We start from the raw sequence: 13,267 nt of genomic DNA on the forward strand, positions 1-13,267 counted from the left end.
GGGGCCCCCGCGGGGGGGGCCGTGTGGGGGGGGGGGGGCGGGCGGGCGTTTTGCCCCCCCCCCGCGGGCCGGCGGGGGGGGGGGGGGGGGGGGGCCCCCCCGGGGGGGGGCCCCCCCGGGGGCCCGGCCCCTGCCGGTCGTGCGGCCCGGTGTCAGGCCGCGACGGCCTCGCCCGCGTGACCGTGCAGGCGGGCGACGACCTCGGTCAGCTGCGCGGCGACCTCGGCGTCGTCGGCCGGGTGGGTCTCGGCGAAGCGGGTCAGCGAGCCGGGGATGGACAGCTTGAGGTCCTCGATGACCTTGCCGCCGGCGATGCCCACGGCCTTGCGGGCCTCGTCCTGCGCCCACACGCCGCCGTACTGGCCGAAGGCGGTGCCGACCACGGCCACCGGCTTGCCGCCGAAGGCGCCGGCGCCGTAGGGGCGGGACAGCCAGTCGATGGCGTTCTTCAGGACGGCCGGAATGGTGCCGTTGTACTCGGGGGAGAAGAGCAGGAACGCGTCGGAGGCCTGGGCGGCGGCGCGCAGCTCGGCCGCGGCGGCCGGGACGCTGCCCTCGACGTCGATGTCCTCGTTGTAGAACGGGATCTCGGACAGGCCCTCGAAGATCACGACCTCCGCGCCCTCGGGCGCGAACTTGACGGCCGCCTCGGCGAGCTGGCGGTTGGTCGAACCGGCGCGAAGGCTGCCGACGAGCGCGAGGATACGAACAGACATGCGAACTCCAAAGAATGCTGAAACACTGCCGTCACAATCCGGACCGAGGTCCGTTTGATTTCTAGCACCTTAACCGGACCACGGTCCAGTTTTGTTCCCGATGCTTTACGCTGTCTTCATGTCCGCCTCCGTGCCGCCCTTCCCGGCTTCTCAGGAACCCGCCGGCGAGGCCGAGTTCTTGCAGCTCGGATCCGTCGGGGACGAGCCCTGCCTGCGTGCCGACGCCGCCCGCAACCGAGCCGCGCTGCTGGAGGCGGCCTCCCGCCTGATCGCCGAGCACGGCGCGGCCGGGGTCACGATGGAGGCGGTGGCCGCGGCGGCCAAGGTCGGCAAGGGGACCGTCTTCCGTCGCTTCGGCGACCGCACGGGTCTGCTGATGGCCCTGCTGGACCACTCCGCGAGGAAGCTGCAGGCCGACTTCCTCGGCGGTCCGCCGCCGCTGGGACCCGGCGCACCGCCCCTGGAGCGGTTGCGGGCGTTCGGCGTGGCGCTGCTGTACCGCTCGGCCGAGCAGCTCGATCTCCAGCTGGCCGCACAGCCCGAGCCGGCCCGCCGGTACGCGCACCCCTCGACCCGGGCGCTCACCACGCACGTCATGGTCCTGCTGCGGCAGATCGTGCCGGACGCCGACTGCGAACTGCTCGCCCAGGCGCTGCTGGGGTACCTCGACCCCGCGCTGATCCACCACCTGACCAGCCAGCGCGGGATTCCCCTGGAACGACTGGAGCGGGGCTGGGTGGACCTCGTCGCCCGCGTGACAGGCACCGAGCCACCCTGCTGAGCCCGCTCGGCGTGGGCGCCGAGGCGTGCTGTTGGGCCTCTTCGGCCGTGGGGGCCGAGCCGCCCCGCTGGGCCCGCTGGTCGTGGGGACCGTGCCGCTCTGCTGGGCTTCCTCGATCGTGGGGATGGGGCCCGCCCCCCGGGCCCACTCGGCGTGGTCACCGAGCCGCCCTGCCGGGCCGCTCGGCGTGAGGGCTGAGCCGCGCCGCTGGGCTCCCTCGGTCGTGGGGACCGGGCCGCCCCGCCGAGCCCCCTCGGCGTGGCACCGAGCCGCCCCCCCGAGCCCCCTCAGCCGTGCGCGGTGAACAGGTTCCGCAGTCGTTGCGGGGCGTCGGCGCGGAAGAGTGCGTCGCCCTGTTGCGCCGACTCGGCCGCGGACCGCTCGCTGCGCGGGAACAGCTTCTCCTCGTAGGCGGCCAGCGCGGCCTCGGTGTCGGCCGGGTGCGCGGCGAGGGCCAGTCCCAGTTCGGCGCCGTCGAGGAGTGCGAGGTTGGCGCCCTCGCCGGCGAACGGGGACATCAGGTGCGCGGCGTCGCCCAGCAGGGTCACGCCCGGGACGCGCTGCCAGCGGTGCCCGACCGGCAGGGCGTGGATGCGCCGCGGGACGAGGGCGCCGTCCGCGTCGGCGACCAGGGCCTGCAAGCTCTTGTCCCAGTCGGCGAAGTGCTCCAGGACCCTGGCCTTGGCCGCCTCGGTGTCGGTGAAGTCGACGCCGTCGAGCCACTCCTCGGCGCTTTCCAGCGCGGCGTAGACGTGCAGGCTGCCGTCGGTCTCCCGGTGGGCGAGGAAGCCGCGGCCCTCCCCGAGGGCGAACAGCATTCCGCCGCCGACCACCTCGGCGCTCACCGGGTGACGCAGATCCGCGTCGTGCAGATCCGCCTCGACGAACGACACGCTGGTGTAGGCGGGCCGGGCGTCGGACACGAGCGGGCGCACCCGTGACCAGGCCCCGTCGGCGCCGACCAGCAGGTCCGTGGTGAAGACCGTGCCGTCGGCGAGCGCCACCTCGTGCCGGCCGTCGCCGAGGGGCCGCGCGCCGGTGACCTTGGCGCCCCAGCGGACGGTGCCCTCGGGCAGTGAGCCGAGGAGCAGGTCGCGCAGGTCGCCGCGGTCGATCTCTGGACGGCCCCCGGCGTCGTCGTCCGGCTGGTCCAGGACGACCGTCGCGTCCTTGTCGAGGACCCGTACGGCCTGCCCGCCCTGATGGACGAGGGCCAGGAACTCCTCGTACAGCCGCGCGGCGCGCAGCGCCTGCTGTCCCGTGTCGTCGTGGATGTCGAGCATGCCGCCCTGGACGCGGGCGGTGGGGGAGGCGTCGAGGTCGTAGAGGGCGGCCTCGATGCCGTGCACGTGCAGCACACGGGCGAGGGCGAGGCCGCCGAGTCCGGCGCCGACGACGGCGATGGGGTGGTGTGTGGTCATGGCGTGCTCCTTGGGGTGGGTCGGTGCGGCAGAAGGGTCAGTCGGGTACGGCGGTGCGCTCGATACCGGCGATCAGCGTCCGCCGCCCCCAGGCCAGGCGGGCCTCGGGCGTCCCGGACAAGAGCGCGTCGCCCAGGGCGGCGATGCGCGGATGCGTACGCTCCGGGAGGTCGCGCAGGGCGCCGCGCAAGGCGTCCCAGTCCTCCTCGGAGGCCGTCTCGACGTGCTCCGCGGCGGACGCCGTCGCGTGTTGCAGCAGCAGGTCCACACCCCACGCGGCCTGCGCGGGCGGGACACCGCCCTCGTCCAGCAGGGCCAGCAGCGTCTCGATCAGGTTCAGGTAGTGCGGGCCGCTCGGGCGGGCGCTCAGCGCGGAACGGGCCAGGCTCGGATGTGCGAAGAGCATCTCGGTGTACGAGTCCAGCACCCGCTCCAGACGCTCCCGCCAGTCGCCCTCGGCCGGAGCCCGCCCGACGGTGCCGAGCAGCTCGTCCAGGACGGCCGCGTGCAGCTCCGCGGTGTTGCGGACGTAGACGTACAGCGAGGCGGGGCCGGTGTCGAGCTCCTGCGCCAGGCGCCGCATGGTCACCTTCGGCAACCCCTCGGCCCGCAGGATCGCGACGGCGGCGGTCACGATGCCCTCCCTGGTCAGAGCGGGCTTGGCCGGGCGCTCCCGGCGGCTGCGCGAGGTGTCGGATCGGTCTGTCATGGCTCCACCGTAACGAACATGTTCGTTGCGAACAAGTTCGTGACGAACATGTTCGTAAAGTGGCGCGAAATCGCTCTCCGGCGACCCGCTCGAACCCGCTCTCTACCGACTTGATTGCGAAGTTCCCTCACCCGGAACACGGGCGTCAGGTTCTGCGAAGATGCCGTACGTCATGGTGCAGATACCGAAAACGCCCGGGCCCTCGTCCCCGGCACGGCCCGTGCCGACGAGCGCCGATGTGGCCCGCCTGGCCGGAGTCTCGCGCGCGACCGTCTCCTACGTGCTCAACAACACCAGCTCCGTCCGCATCAGCGAGCCCACGCGGCGTCGCGTCCACGAGGCCGCCAAGGAACTCGGATACGTCCCCCACGCCGCCGCCCGCAGTCTGCGCGCCGGGCACAGCCGGCTCGTTCTGATGCCCGCCCCCGACTTCCCGGTCGGCCCGCTCTACAGCCGGTTCATCAGCGAGCTGCAGTGGGCGCTCGGCCGCCTCGACTACACGGTCGTGCAGTTCGGTTCCGTCGGTCTGCACGGCGACGAGGCCGTCCGCGCCTGGGCCGAACTGCGGCCCGTGGCCGTGCTGGTGCCTGGTTCGGGTCTGGGTCCGCAGGGCGTGGAGGTACTCAAGGGCTCCGGCGCCCGGGCCGTGGTCACCCTCGGTCCCGGACCCGTCGACGGCGCCCACGCCCTGCTGATGGACCACGAGGCCGTCGGACACTGCGCGGGCAGCCACCTCCATGACCGCGGCCGGCGCCGCATCGGGGTGGTCGTGCCCCGGGAGCACGGGCTGGAGTCCTTCTCGCTGCCCCGCCTCAAGGGCGTGCGCGGTGCCCTGCACGGCACCACCGCGACCCTCACCGAGCTGCCCCTCGCCTACGAGGAGGACTCGGCCGCGCGGCTCGCCGCACGCTGGCGCGATCTCGACCTGGACGCCGTGTTCGCGTACAACGACGAGTACGCGATGCTGCTGATGCGCGCTCTGCAGGACGAGGGCGTGCGAGTTCCGGAGGAGGTGGCCGTCATCGGCGCCGACGACCTCATGCTCGGTCGGCTGCTCAGGCCGCGGCTGAGCACGGTCCACATCGAGCTGCCGTCCGGCCGCGACCTCGCCGAACTGGTCGACCGCGCGGTCCGCGACCCCGCGGCCGCGCCCGAGACGCACAAGGTGCTGGGCGCCACGGTGGTCCACCGCGACTCCAGCTGACACCACGGGAGGCGCGCATGCGCACGACGGTCGGCATCATCGGCGCGGGCCCCGCCGGACTGCTCCTCGCCCGGCTGCTGCACCGCACCGGCATCGACTGCGTCGTCCTGGAGGCCAGGACGCGGGAGTACGTCGAGCACCGCCAGCGCGCCGGAATGCTGGAGCAGGGCACGGTCGACGCCCTGCGCGAGGCGGGGGCGGCCGACCGCCTGAACGTCGAGGGGCTGGTCCACCAGGGCATCGAGCTGCGCTTCGACCGCGAACGCCACCACATCGACTTCCCCACGCTCACCGGCGGCCGCACCGTCACCATCTACGCCCAGACCGAGATCGTGAAGGACCTCGTCGCCCTCCAACTGGCCGACGGGCCGCCGCTGCTGTTCGAGGCGGAGGCGCTGGCGATCGAGAAGCCGGACAGCGACACGCCCGTCGTCCGGTTCCTGCACGAGGGCCGGGAGCAGACCCTCACCTGCGACTGGGTGGCGGGCTGCGACGGCTTCCACGGCATCTCCCGCGAGGCGGTCCCGGCCGCCGCCGGCCGGGCGCACGCGCACGACTACCCGTACTCCTGGCTCGGGATCCTCGCCGACGTGGCCCCGTCCTGCGAGGAGCTCGTGTACGCGCGTGGGGAGAACGGCTTCGCCCTGCACAGCATGCGCTCGACGCGGGTCTCCCGGCTCTACCTCCAGGTCCCCAACGACACCGATCCCGGCGACTGGCCGGACGACCGCGTCTGGGACGAACTCGCCGCCCGCTTCGCCGTCGACGCCGACTGGACCCTGCGCCGCGGCCCCATCACCGCCAAGTCGGTGACGCCGATGCGCAGCTACGTCCACGAGCCGATGCGCCACGGCCGCCTGCTGCTGGCCGGCGACGCCGCCCACATCGTCCCGCCCACCGGCGCCAAGGGCCTCAACCTGGCCGTCTCCGACGTCCGCGTCCTGGCCCGCGCTTTCGCCGAACTGCACCGCAGCGGCTCCGAGCAACTCCTCGACGACTATTCGCGGGTGTGCCTCTCTCGCGTGTGGCAGGCCACGCGATTCTCGTACGAGATGACTAAGATGTTGCATGCTCAACCAGATGGGGACGCGTTCGAGACCCGGCTGCAGCTCGCACGGTTGCGCCGGATCACCGCTTCCCGCCACGCGGCGGCCGAACTGGCCGCCAACTACACGGGACTTCCGCTCATGATCTGAGCCCCCGGTGACGAAACGGAGAGCCGTCATGCCGCTGCTCGACCCGAAAACCTGGCAAGCCCGCCCGCTGTCGGGACCGGAGTACGCCGTCACGGAGCCCGCCACCGGGGACACGCTGGCCACCGTCACCCTGGCCGCCGCCGAGGACGTCGGAACGGCCGCCGATGCCGCCCGCGCCGCCCAGGCCGAGTGGGCCCGCGTCCCGCACTTCGTCCGCGCGGGCGTCCTGCGCAAGGCCGGCGACCTGTTCGCGGCGCACGCCGACGAACTGCGCGAGTGGCTCGTCCGCGAGTCCGGCTCGATCGCCGGCAAGGCCGACTTCGAACTGCACGTCGCCGCCCAGGAGTGCTACGAGGCCGCCGCACTCGCCTCCCGCCCGGCCGGACAGATCCTGCCCAGCGAGGCACCCCGACTGTCGTACACCCGCCGCGTCCCGGTGGGCGTCGTCGGTGTGATCTCCCCGTTCAACGCGCCGCTGATCCTGTCCATCCGCTCGGTCGCCCCCGCCCTCGCGCTCGGCAACGCGGTCCTGCTCAAGCCGGACCCGCGGACCGCCGTGTGCGGCGGGCTGTCCCTGGCCGCGGTCTTCGCGGAGGCGGGCCTGCCCGAGGGACTGCTGCACGTGCTGCCCGGCGGCCCCGACGTCGGCCAGGCACTCGTCGCCGACCCGAAGGTGCCGGTCATCTCCTTCACCGGCTCCACCGCCGCGGGCCGCGCCGTCGGGGAGGCCGCCGGACGCCACCTCAAGCGCGTCCACCTGGAACTGGGCGGCAACTCCGCCCTGGTCGTCCTGGAGGACGCCGACATCGACGCGGTGATCTCCACGGCCGCCTGGGGCTCGTTCTTCCACCAGGGCCAGATCTGCATGACGACCGGCCGTCATCTCGTCCACCGGTCGCTGTACGAGGAGTACGTGGAGCGTCTCGCCGCCAAGGCCGACTCCCTCGCCGTCGGCGACCCGCACCGCGAACAGGTCCACCTCGGCCCGATCATCGACGACCACCAGCTCACGAAGATCCACGGCCTGGTCGAGGCCAGCACCTCGCACGGCGCCAAGCTGGCCGCGGGCGGCACGCACGAGCGGCTGTTCTACCGGCCGACGGTCCTCGCGGGCGTCGACGACAGCACCCCCGCGTACGCCGAGGAGGTCTTCGGCCCGGTCGCGCCCGTCCGGTCCTTCGCCACCGCCGACGAGGCGGCCGCACTGGCCGCGGCGGGCGAGTACGGGCTGTCCCTGGGCATCGTCACCCGCGACACGGCGCGCGGCCTGGACCTCGCCGAGCGGATCCCGACCGGCATCGTCCACATCAACGACCAGACGGTCAACGACGAGGCCGTGGCACCCTTCGGTGGCGTCGCCGCCTCCGGCACCGGTGCCCGCTTCGGCGGCGAGGCCAACCTGGAGGCCTTCACCGACGTGCGCTGGACGACGGTACGCGGAGACGTGGCGCCGTACCCGTTCTAGCCGCCCCCTTGCGGAGGCGGGCCGCTACTGGCCGTTCTGCTCGGCCTGCGCCTGCTGTTCGGCGACCGACTTGCGGACCTCGTCCATGTCCAGCTTGCGCGCCTGTCCGATGACGTCCGCCAGGGCGGCCTCGGGCAGCGCGCCCGGCTGCGCGAACACCGCCACCTGGTCGCGGACGATCATCAGCGTAGGGATCGACTGGATGCCGAAGGCCGCGGCCAGCTCCGGCTGCGCCTCCGTGTCGATCTTTCCGAACACCAGGTCCGGGTTCTCCTCGGCCGCCTTCTCGTAGACCGGCGCGAACTGACGGCACGGCCCGCACCAGGACGCCCAGAAGTCGATCAGGACGAATTCGTTGTCCGTGACCGTCTGGTCGAAGTTCTCCTTGGTGAGCTCCACGGTGCTGCTCATGACCTGAATCCCTCTTCCTGCTGTCGGGGCGTAGCCGTCGGCACAAACACGGCCGGGCGGTCAGCTATTCCGCGAGCCCCTACCCGTGTGGTCTCAACGCACACCACCCACCAGACTGACCCCATGACGGAAACGGAAACCTTCGCGTACGACGTCGTGGTGCTCGGGGCCGGCCCGGTGGGGGAGAACGTCGCCGACCGCACCCGCGCGGCCGGCCTGTCCACCGCGGTCGTCGAGAGCGAACTGGTCGGCGGCGAATGCTCGTACTGGGCCTGCATCCCCAGCAAGGCGCTGCTGCGCCCGGTGATCGCCCGCGCGGACGCGCGGCGCGTACCCGGCCTGCGCCAGTCGGTGCAGGGCCCCCTGGACGCCGCCGCGGTCCTCGCGCACCGCAACTACTACACCTCCGACTGGCACGACGACGGCGCGGCCGGGTGGCTGGACGGCATCGGCGCCGACCTGCACCGGGGCCACGGACGGCTGACCGGCCCGCGCACGGTGACCGTCACCGCCTCCGACGGCACCCGGAAGGTGCTCACCGCCCGGCACGCCGTCGCCGTCTGCACCGGCACCGACGCCGTCCTGCCCGACCTGCCGGGCCTCGCCGACGTCAAGCCGTGGACCAGCCGCGACGCCACCAGCGCGCAGGAGGTGCCCGGCCGTCTCGTGGTCGTCGGCGGGGGAGTGGTCGCCACCGAGATGGCCACCGCCTGGCAGGCCCTCGGCTCGCAGGTCACCGTCCTCGTCCGGGGCAAGGGCCTGCTCAACCGCATGGAGCCGTTCGCCGGGGAACTCGTCGCCGAAGCCCTCACCGAGGCCGGCGCGGACGTCCGCACCGGCACGTCGGTGGAGTCGGTGACCCGCGAGAACGGCACGGTCGTGGTCGTGACCGACGCCGGCGACCGCATCGAGGCCGACGAGATCCTCTTCGCCACCGGCCGCAGGCCGCGCACCGCCGACATCGGCCTGGACACCGTCGGCCTGGAGCCCGGCGGCTGGCTCCCGGTCGACGACAGCCTGCGCGTCACCGGCAGCGACTGGCTCTACGCCGTCGGCGACGTCAACCACCGCGCGCTCCTCACCCACCAGGGCAAGTACCAGGCGCGCATCGCCGGTGCCGCCATCGCCGCGCGGGCCTCCGGAGTCCCCATCCTGGAGTCGGACCCCTGGGGCGCCCACGCCGCCACCGCCGACCACGACGCCGTCCCCCAGGTCGTCTTCACCGATCCGGAAGCCGCGGCCGTCGGCCTCTCCCTGGCCGAGGCGGAACAGGCCGGCCACCGCGTGCGCGCCGTTGACGTCGAGATGTCGTCGGCCGCCGGCGCGGGCCTGTACGCCGACGGCTACAAGGGCCGCGCCCGTATGGTCGTCGACCTCGAGGAGGAGATCCTGCGCGGCGTGACCTTCGTCGGGCCCGGCGTCGGCGAACTCATCCACTCGGCGACGATCGCGGTCGCCGGCCAGGTGCCCATCAGCCGCCTGTGGCACGCGGTTCCGTCGTTCCCGACGATCAGCGAGGTGTGGCTGCGGCTGCTGGAGGCGTACCGGGACAACTGACGTCAGCGGCAGGGCACTTGGCAGGTCACGGCAGCCGGAAGCCGAGTGCCCTCGCCGCCTCCTCGGGTGTGGGCTGCGTCCACAGCCGCGCCATCGCCTCGTTCGACGACAGCGAGCGCGGCTCCGCCCGGTCGAGGTAGAGCATCCCGTCGAGGTGATCGGTCTCGTGCTGCACGATCCGGGCCGGCCACCCGCTGAACACCTCGTCCACCGGGCGCCCGTACTCGTCCTCGCCCGACAGCCGCACCTGCGCGGGCCGCGCCACCACGGCCTGCCAGCCCGGCACGCTCAGGCAGCCCTCGAAGAAGGCGGCCCGGGCGGGCCCGACGGGCTCGTACGAGGGATTCACCAGCACCCGGAACGGCTGTCGCTCCCGGCCCCGGGCCACGCGGATCTCCTCCGGCACCGGCGCCGGGTCCTCGATCACCGCGATCCGCAGACCCACGCCGACCTGCGGCGCCGCCAGGCCCACGCCGGGTGCCGCGTGCATGGTGACGCGCAGTGCCTCGACGAAGCGGGCGAGCAGCGCGGGATCGAGCTGGCCGTCGAAGCGTTCGGTGCCGCGCCGCAGCACCGGATCACCGGCCGCGACGATCGGCAGCGGGCCGTCGGCGGCGAGGAGTTCCTCGACCTGCTCGGCAAGAGACGCGTGACCACGGGGAGTTGCCATTCGGCAAGCATCGCACGACGCCCCCGGACCCGCCTCTCGCCGTGTGGCGCACGCCACTTGCCCCTGCGGGAACTCAGGGCTCCCTCCCTCCGACTACTGGACCACTACAGCCACACCGTCCCGTCCCCACCGCCCCGGAGAAGCCCGCCGATGTCCACCGCTCCCTCGCCCTCCCCCAATCTCGGCTCCGCTCGATCGGGGGGAGCCCCATCGGACGAGGTGTCCCAGCCCGACCCCGCTCCGGCACCATCGCCCGGCCGGTGGGCGCCCCTGCGACCGCTGGTGCTGCGCCTGCACTTCTACGCCGGTGTGTTCGTCGCCCCGTTCCTGCTCGTCGCAGCCGTCACCGGCTTCCTGTACGCGGGCGCCTTCCAGGCCGAAAAGGTCGTCTACGCCCATGAGTTGACCGTCGCCGACGTGGGCGACGCCAAGCTGCCCGTCTCCCGGCAGGTGGCCGCCGCCCGCAAGGTCCACCCCGAGGGCACGGTGTCGGCGGTACGGCCCTCCCCGAAGGCCGACGCCACGACCAGGGTGCTGCTGTCCGGCGTCAAGGGCGTCGATCCCGGCCACACGCTCGCCGTCTTCGTCGACCCCTATACCGCCGAGGTGCGCGGCGCCCTCGAACAGTACGGCTCGACCGGTGCGCTGCCGCTGCGCACCTGGATCGACGAGTTCCACCGTGACCTGCATCTGGGCGAGAACGGCCGCCTCTACAGCGAGTTCGCCGCAAGTTGGCTGTGGGTGATCGCGGGCGGCGGCCTGTTGCTGTGGTTCTCCCGGCGCCGGGCCCTGCGCAAGGTGCGCGGCACCCGTGGCCGGCGCCGCACTCTGGGGCTGCACGGCACGGTCGGCGTGTGGGCCGCCGCAGGGTTCCTCTTCCTGTCGGCGACCGGCCTGACCTGGTCGACGTATGCCGGCGCGAACATCGACGAACTGCGCACCTCGCTCGGCCAGGCCACCCCGTCCGTCTCCGCCGTGGCCGGCGGCGAGCACGCCGGTCACGGCGCCTCCGCCACGACCGGTTCCGGCGAACACGGTGTCGGCCTGGACAAGGTGCTCGCGGCGGCCCGGGCGGAGGGCCTGACGGACCCGGTGGAGATCGTGCCGCCCGCCGACGAGAAGTCCGCGTACGTCGTCAGGCAGATCCAGCGCAGCTGGCCGGAGAAGCAGGACGCGGTCGCCGTCGATCCGACGACCGGTGAGGTCACCGACGTCCTGCGGTTCGCGAATCACCCGCTGCTGGCCAAACTGACCCGGTGGGGCATCGACCTGCACACCGGCGTCCTGTTCGGCCTGGTCAACCAGATCGCCCTGATGCTGCTGGCGCTCGCCCTGGTCCTGCTGATCGTCTGGGGCTACCGCATGTGGTGGCAGCGCGGCCGCGGCTCCGCCTTCGGCCGGCCCGTCCCGCGCGGAGCCTGGCAGCAGGTACCCCCGGTGATCCTCGTCCCTGGCGTCGCCGTCATCGCCGTACTCGGCTACTTCGTGCCGTTGCTCGGCATCCCGCTGGCCGCCTTCGTCGTGGTGGACGTCGTGCTCGGCGACATCGCGCAGCGGCGCGGCCGGCGCACACCCGGCGGTGCGCCCGCCGTCAAGTAGCGTGCGACACCACGCCGATCACGTGGTGACGACAACGGCCGGGCCCGGTTCCCGCACGGAACCGGGCCCGGCCGTATCACCGTCGTACGGTCTCGTGCCGTCGTACGGTCTCGTTCAGACCTGCTCGAAGTCGCCCGCCAGCGCCGAGGCGATGCGCAGGTGCGACTCGGCCTCCTCCTGCCGCCCCTGGCGCTCCAGCGTGCGGCCGAGCATCAGCCGGGCGTAGTGCTCGACCGGGTCGCGCTCGACGAGGACGCGCAACTCGGCTTCGGCGCGGTTGAGTTGCGCCGAGTGGTAGTAGGAACGGGCCAGCAGGAGCCGCGGGCCGGTCTGCTCCGGCACCTCCTCGACCAGGCCGCCCAGCACGCGCGCCGCCGCGGCGAAGTCCTTGGCGTCGAAGAACATCTGCGCGCGCTCCCAGCGCTCCGCCGGTGTCCCGTGGTCGTAGTACGTCATGTCCACTGCTGCCTCCTTCGGTCTGCCCAACCGAGGAAGGGCTTCGCCTATTCCGGTACGGCGTCGAGGTGGCCGTCAGGCCCCCATTGCCGCGAGTTCGGCGTTGGCGCGCTCGGTCACCAGGGCCAGGACGCGGCCGGCGGCGGCGAGGTCCTCCGCCGGTATCCCGGACCAGACCCGGGCCGAGAGCTCGCCGGTCCCGGCGCCGACCTCGGCGTGGAGCGCGCGGCCGGCGTCGGTGGCCCGGACGTGGGTCGCCTCGGCGGTCAGCAGCCCCTTGCCGACCAGTTCTCCGACGACGTCCCGCGCCTCGGCGGCGGCCACCTTGAGCGAGCCGGTGACCTGGGCGACGAGGACGTCGTGTTCGACCGGTGCCTCGGCGGCGACCACGGACCTGAGGGTGATGTGCTGCTGGAACGTGAGGCCGTGCCGGATCAGCACGCTCTCCAGGGCGGCGCGGGCGGCGTAGTGGGCCAGGCCCAGGGCCCGGGCGTCGGCGACGGGCGCGGTGGTGGTCATGACTGCTCCTTCTCGTTCGGGAGGGACTCGCTGAACGGATCAAGAGGTGCGTCGAGCAGGGTGGCCAGGTCGCGGGTGAACTCCTTCGCGCGGGGGGCGTCGCGGCCGCCGAGCGGCGCCAGCAACTGCTCCAGCAGCCCCTGCACGACCTGGATCGCGCGCCGGGTGACCTCCTGGCCCTGCTCGGTGAGGGCCAGTTGCACGGCGCGTGGATCGCGAGGGTCCCGGGTGCGCTCCAGCAGACCGGCCGACTCCAGACCCCGCGCCAGCTTGGACACGTAGAGCGCCTCCAGTCCGGTGTGGTCGGCGAGACGGCGCTGACTCGGACGCTCGCCGCCGCGCTGCATGCCGTACAGCGAGGCCACCAGGGAGTACTGCGCGTGGGTGAGCCCGAGCGGGGCCACCGCCCGGTCGACCGCGACGCGCCACTTCATCGACAGGCGCCACACCAGGAACCCGGGCGTCGCCTTCTCCGTACCACTGCTCATGACAGATACCGTACATGGCTACTATGTACATGGCTACTAAATTCCGGGATCCCCTGCTGGACACCTGTTTCCCGT

At 73.0% G+C, this 13,267-nt stretch carries 14 protein-coding genes; 6 read left to right on the plus strand and 8 right to left on the minus strand.

The window, feature by feature from the left end; all coding sequences use genetic code 11:
- Positions 1-152 precede the first annotated feature (152 nt).
- Positions 153-716: an NAD(P)H-dependent oxidoreductase gene (locus ACIGDI_RS41620; protein WP_399907840.1), complete on the minus strand. Its 564-nt coding sequence runs from the start codon at positions 714-716 to the stop codon at positions 153-155.
- Between the two features lie 100 nt (positions 717-816).
- Here ACIGDI_RS41620 and ACIGDI_RS41625 point away from each other — a divergent pair, with 100 nt between their 5' ends.
- On the plus strand, positions 817-1,497 hold the full coding sequence (locus ACIGDI_RS41625) for a TetR/AcrR family transcriptional regulator (protein WP_399907842.1): 681 nt from the start codon (positions 817-819) through the stop codon (positions 1,495-1,497).
- Positions 1,498-1,784: 287 nt separating this feature from the next.
- Here the strand turns inward: ACIGDI_RS41625 and ACIGDI_RS41630 are convergent, their stop codons facing one another.
- Entirely contained in the window at positions 1,785-2,918 is a 1,134-nt protein-coding gene (locus ACIGDI_RS41630; protein ID WP_399907844.1) for an FAD-dependent oxidoreductase, read from the minus strand.
- Between the two features lie 37 nt (positions 2,919-2,955).
- The gene (locus ACIGDI_RS41635) at positions 2,956-3,627 is read right to left on the minus strand and encodes a TetR/AcrR family transcriptional regulator (protein ID WP_399907846.1); all 672 of its coding nucleotides are present in this window, start codon (positions 3,625-3,627) and stop codon (positions 2,956-2,958) included.
- 172 nt (positions 3,628-3,799) lie between these two features.
- Between ACIGDI_RS41635 and ACIGDI_RS41640 the strand changes: the two genes are divergently transcribed.
- From ACIGDI_RS41640 to ACIGDI_RS41650, 3 genes are read left to right on the plus strand one after another with little or no spacing between them, the layout of a single operon-like run.
- The gene (locus ACIGDI_RS41640) at positions 3,800-4,831 is read left to right on the plus strand and encodes a LacI family DNA-binding transcriptional regulator (RefSeq protein WP_399907848.1); all 1,032 of its coding nucleotides are present in this window, start codon (positions 3,800-3,802) and stop codon (positions 4,829-4,831) included.
- A 17-nt stretch (positions 4,832-4,848) separates the two neighbouring features.
- Positions 4,849-6,027: a 4-hydroxybenzoate 3-monooxygenase gene (locus tag ACIGDI_RS41645; protein WP_399907850.1), complete on the plus strand. Its 1,179-nt coding sequence runs from the start codon at positions 4,849-4,851 to the stop codon at positions 6,025-6,027.
- A gap of 28 nt (positions 6,028-6,055) precedes the next feature.
- A complete protein-coding gene (locus tag ACIGDI_RS41650; protein WP_399907852.1) occupies positions 6,056-7,492 on the plus strand; it encodes an aldehyde dehydrogenase family protein in 1,437 nt (478 codons plus the stop codon).
- 24 nt (positions 7,493-7,516) lie between these two features.
- Here ACIGDI_RS41650 and trxA read toward each other — a convergent pair whose 3' ends face one another.
- A complete protein-coding gene (trxA, locus tag ACIGDI_RS41655) occupies positions 7,517-7,903 on the minus strand; it encodes a thioredoxin (RefSeq protein WP_399907854.1) in 387 nt (128 codons plus the stop codon).
- A 123-nt stretch (positions 7,904-8,026) separates the two neighbouring features.
- On the opposite strand from trxA, the gene ACIGDI_RS41660 reads away from it, so the two are divergent.
- Entirely contained in the window at positions 8,027-9,460 is a 1,434-nt protein-coding gene (locus ACIGDI_RS41660; protein WP_399907856.1) for a dihydrolipoyl dehydrogenase family protein, read from the plus strand.
- A gap of 25 nt (positions 9,461-9,485) precedes the next feature.
- Here the strand turns inward: ACIGDI_RS41660 and ACIGDI_RS41665 are convergent, their stop codons facing one another.
- Positions 9,486-10,130, minus strand: a complete 645-nt coding sequence (locus ACIGDI_RS41665) for a peptide deformylase (RefSeq protein WP_399907858.1) — start codon at positions 10,128-10,130, stop codon at positions 9,486-9,488.
- Between the two features lie 150 nt (positions 10,131-10,280).
- Here ACIGDI_RS41665 and ACIGDI_RS41670 point away from each other — a divergent pair, with 150 nt between their 5' ends.
- A complete protein-coding gene (locus tag ACIGDI_RS41670; RefSeq protein WP_399907860.1) occupies positions 10,281-11,729 on the plus strand; it encodes a PepSY-associated TM helix domain-containing protein in 1,449 nt (482 codons plus the stop codon).
- A 114-nt stretch (positions 11,730-11,843) separates the two neighbouring features.
- Here the strand turns inward: ACIGDI_RS41670 and ACIGDI_RS41675 are convergent, their stop codons facing one another.
- The 3 genes from ACIGDI_RS41675 to ACIGDI_RS41685 form a co-directional block, all read right to left on the minus strand.
- Complete coding sequence (locus tag ACIGDI_RS41675) at positions 11,844-12,191, minus strand: tetratricopeptide repeat protein (RefSeq protein ID WP_399907862.1); 348 nt, start codon at positions 12,189-12,191, stop codon at positions 11,844-11,846.
- 69 nt (positions 12,192-12,260) lie between these two features.
- The gene (locus ACIGDI_RS41680; protein ID WP_399907864.1) at positions 12,261-12,704 is read right to left on the minus strand and encodes a MarR family transcriptional regulator; all 444 of its coding nucleotides are present in this window, start codon (positions 12,702-12,704) and stop codon (positions 12,261-12,263) included.
- A complete protein-coding gene (locus ACIGDI_RS41685; RefSeq protein ID WP_399907866.1) occupies positions 12,701-13,192 on the minus strand; it encodes a MarR family winged helix-turn-helix transcriptional regulator in 492 nt (163 codons plus the stop codon). Before ACIGDI_RS41685 ends, ACIGDI_RS41680 begins: the two co-directional genes overlap by 4 nt.
- Positions 13,193-13,267: the final 75 nt, after the last annotated feature.

Source organism: Streptomyces sp. NPDC085900, assembly GCF_044540925.1.
Lineage (GTDB): Bacteria > Actinomycetota > Actinomycetes > Streptomycetales > Streptomycetaceae > Streptomyces > Streptomyces gilvifuscus.

Excerpts from the sequence above, each read along its gene's own strand:
- ACIGDI_RS41635 (WP_399907846.1), bottom strand. The coding sequence starts at position 3,627 with ATGACAGACCGATCCGACACCTCGCGCAGCCGCCGGGAGCGCCCGGCC.
- ACIGDI_RS41620 (WP_399907840.1), bottom strand. The coding sequence starts at position 716 with ATGTCTGTTCGTATCCTCGCGCTCGTCGGCAGCCTTCGCGCCGGTTCG.
- ACIGDI_RS41650 (WP_399907852.1), top strand. The coding sequence starts at position 6,056 with ATGCCGCTGCTCGACCCGAAAACCTGGCAAGCCCGCCCGCTGTCGGGA.
- ACIGDI_RS41625 (WP_399907842.1), top strand. The coding sequence starts at position 817 with ATGCTTTACGCTGTCTTCATGTCCGCCTCCGTGCCGCCCTTCCCGGCT.
- ACIGDI_RS41630 (WP_399907844.1), bottom strand. The coding sequence starts at position 2,918 with ATGACCACACACCACCCCATCGCCGTCGTCGGCGCCGGACTCGGCGGC.
- ACIGDI_RS41685 (WP_399907866.1), bottom strand. The coding sequence starts at position 13,192 with ATGAGCAGTGGTACGGAGAAGGCGACGCCCGGGTTCCTGGTGTGGCGC.
- ACIGDI_RS41680 (WP_399907864.1), bottom strand. The coding sequence starts at position 12,704 with ATGACCACCACCGCGCCCGTCGCCGACGCCCGGGCCCTGGGCCTGGCC.
- ACIGDI_RS41640 (WP_399907848.1), top strand. The coding sequence starts at position 3,800 with ATGGTGCAGATACCGAAAACGCCCGGGCCCTCGTCCCCGGCACGGCCC.
- ACIGDI_RS41660 (WP_399907856.1), top strand. The coding sequence starts at position 8,027 with ATGACGGAAACGGAAACCTTCGCGTACGACGTCGTGGTGCTCGGGGCC.
- ACIGDI_RS41665 (WP_399907858.1), bottom strand. The coding sequence starts at position 10,130 with ATGGCAACTCCCCGTGGTCACGCGTCTCTTGCCGAGCAGGTCGAGGAA.
- ACIGDI_RS41670 (WP_399907860.1), top strand. The coding sequence starts at position 10,281 with ATGTCCACCGCTCCCTCGCCCTCCCCCAATCTCGGCTCCGCTCGATCG.
- trxA (WP_399907854.1), bottom strand. The coding sequence starts at position 7,903 with ATGAGCAGCACCGTGGAGCTCACCAAGGAGAACTTCGACCAGACGGTC.
- ACIGDI_RS41645 (WP_399907850.1), top strand. The coding sequence starts at position 4,849 with ATGCGCACGACGGTCGGCATCATCGGCGCGGGCCCCGCCGGACTGCTC.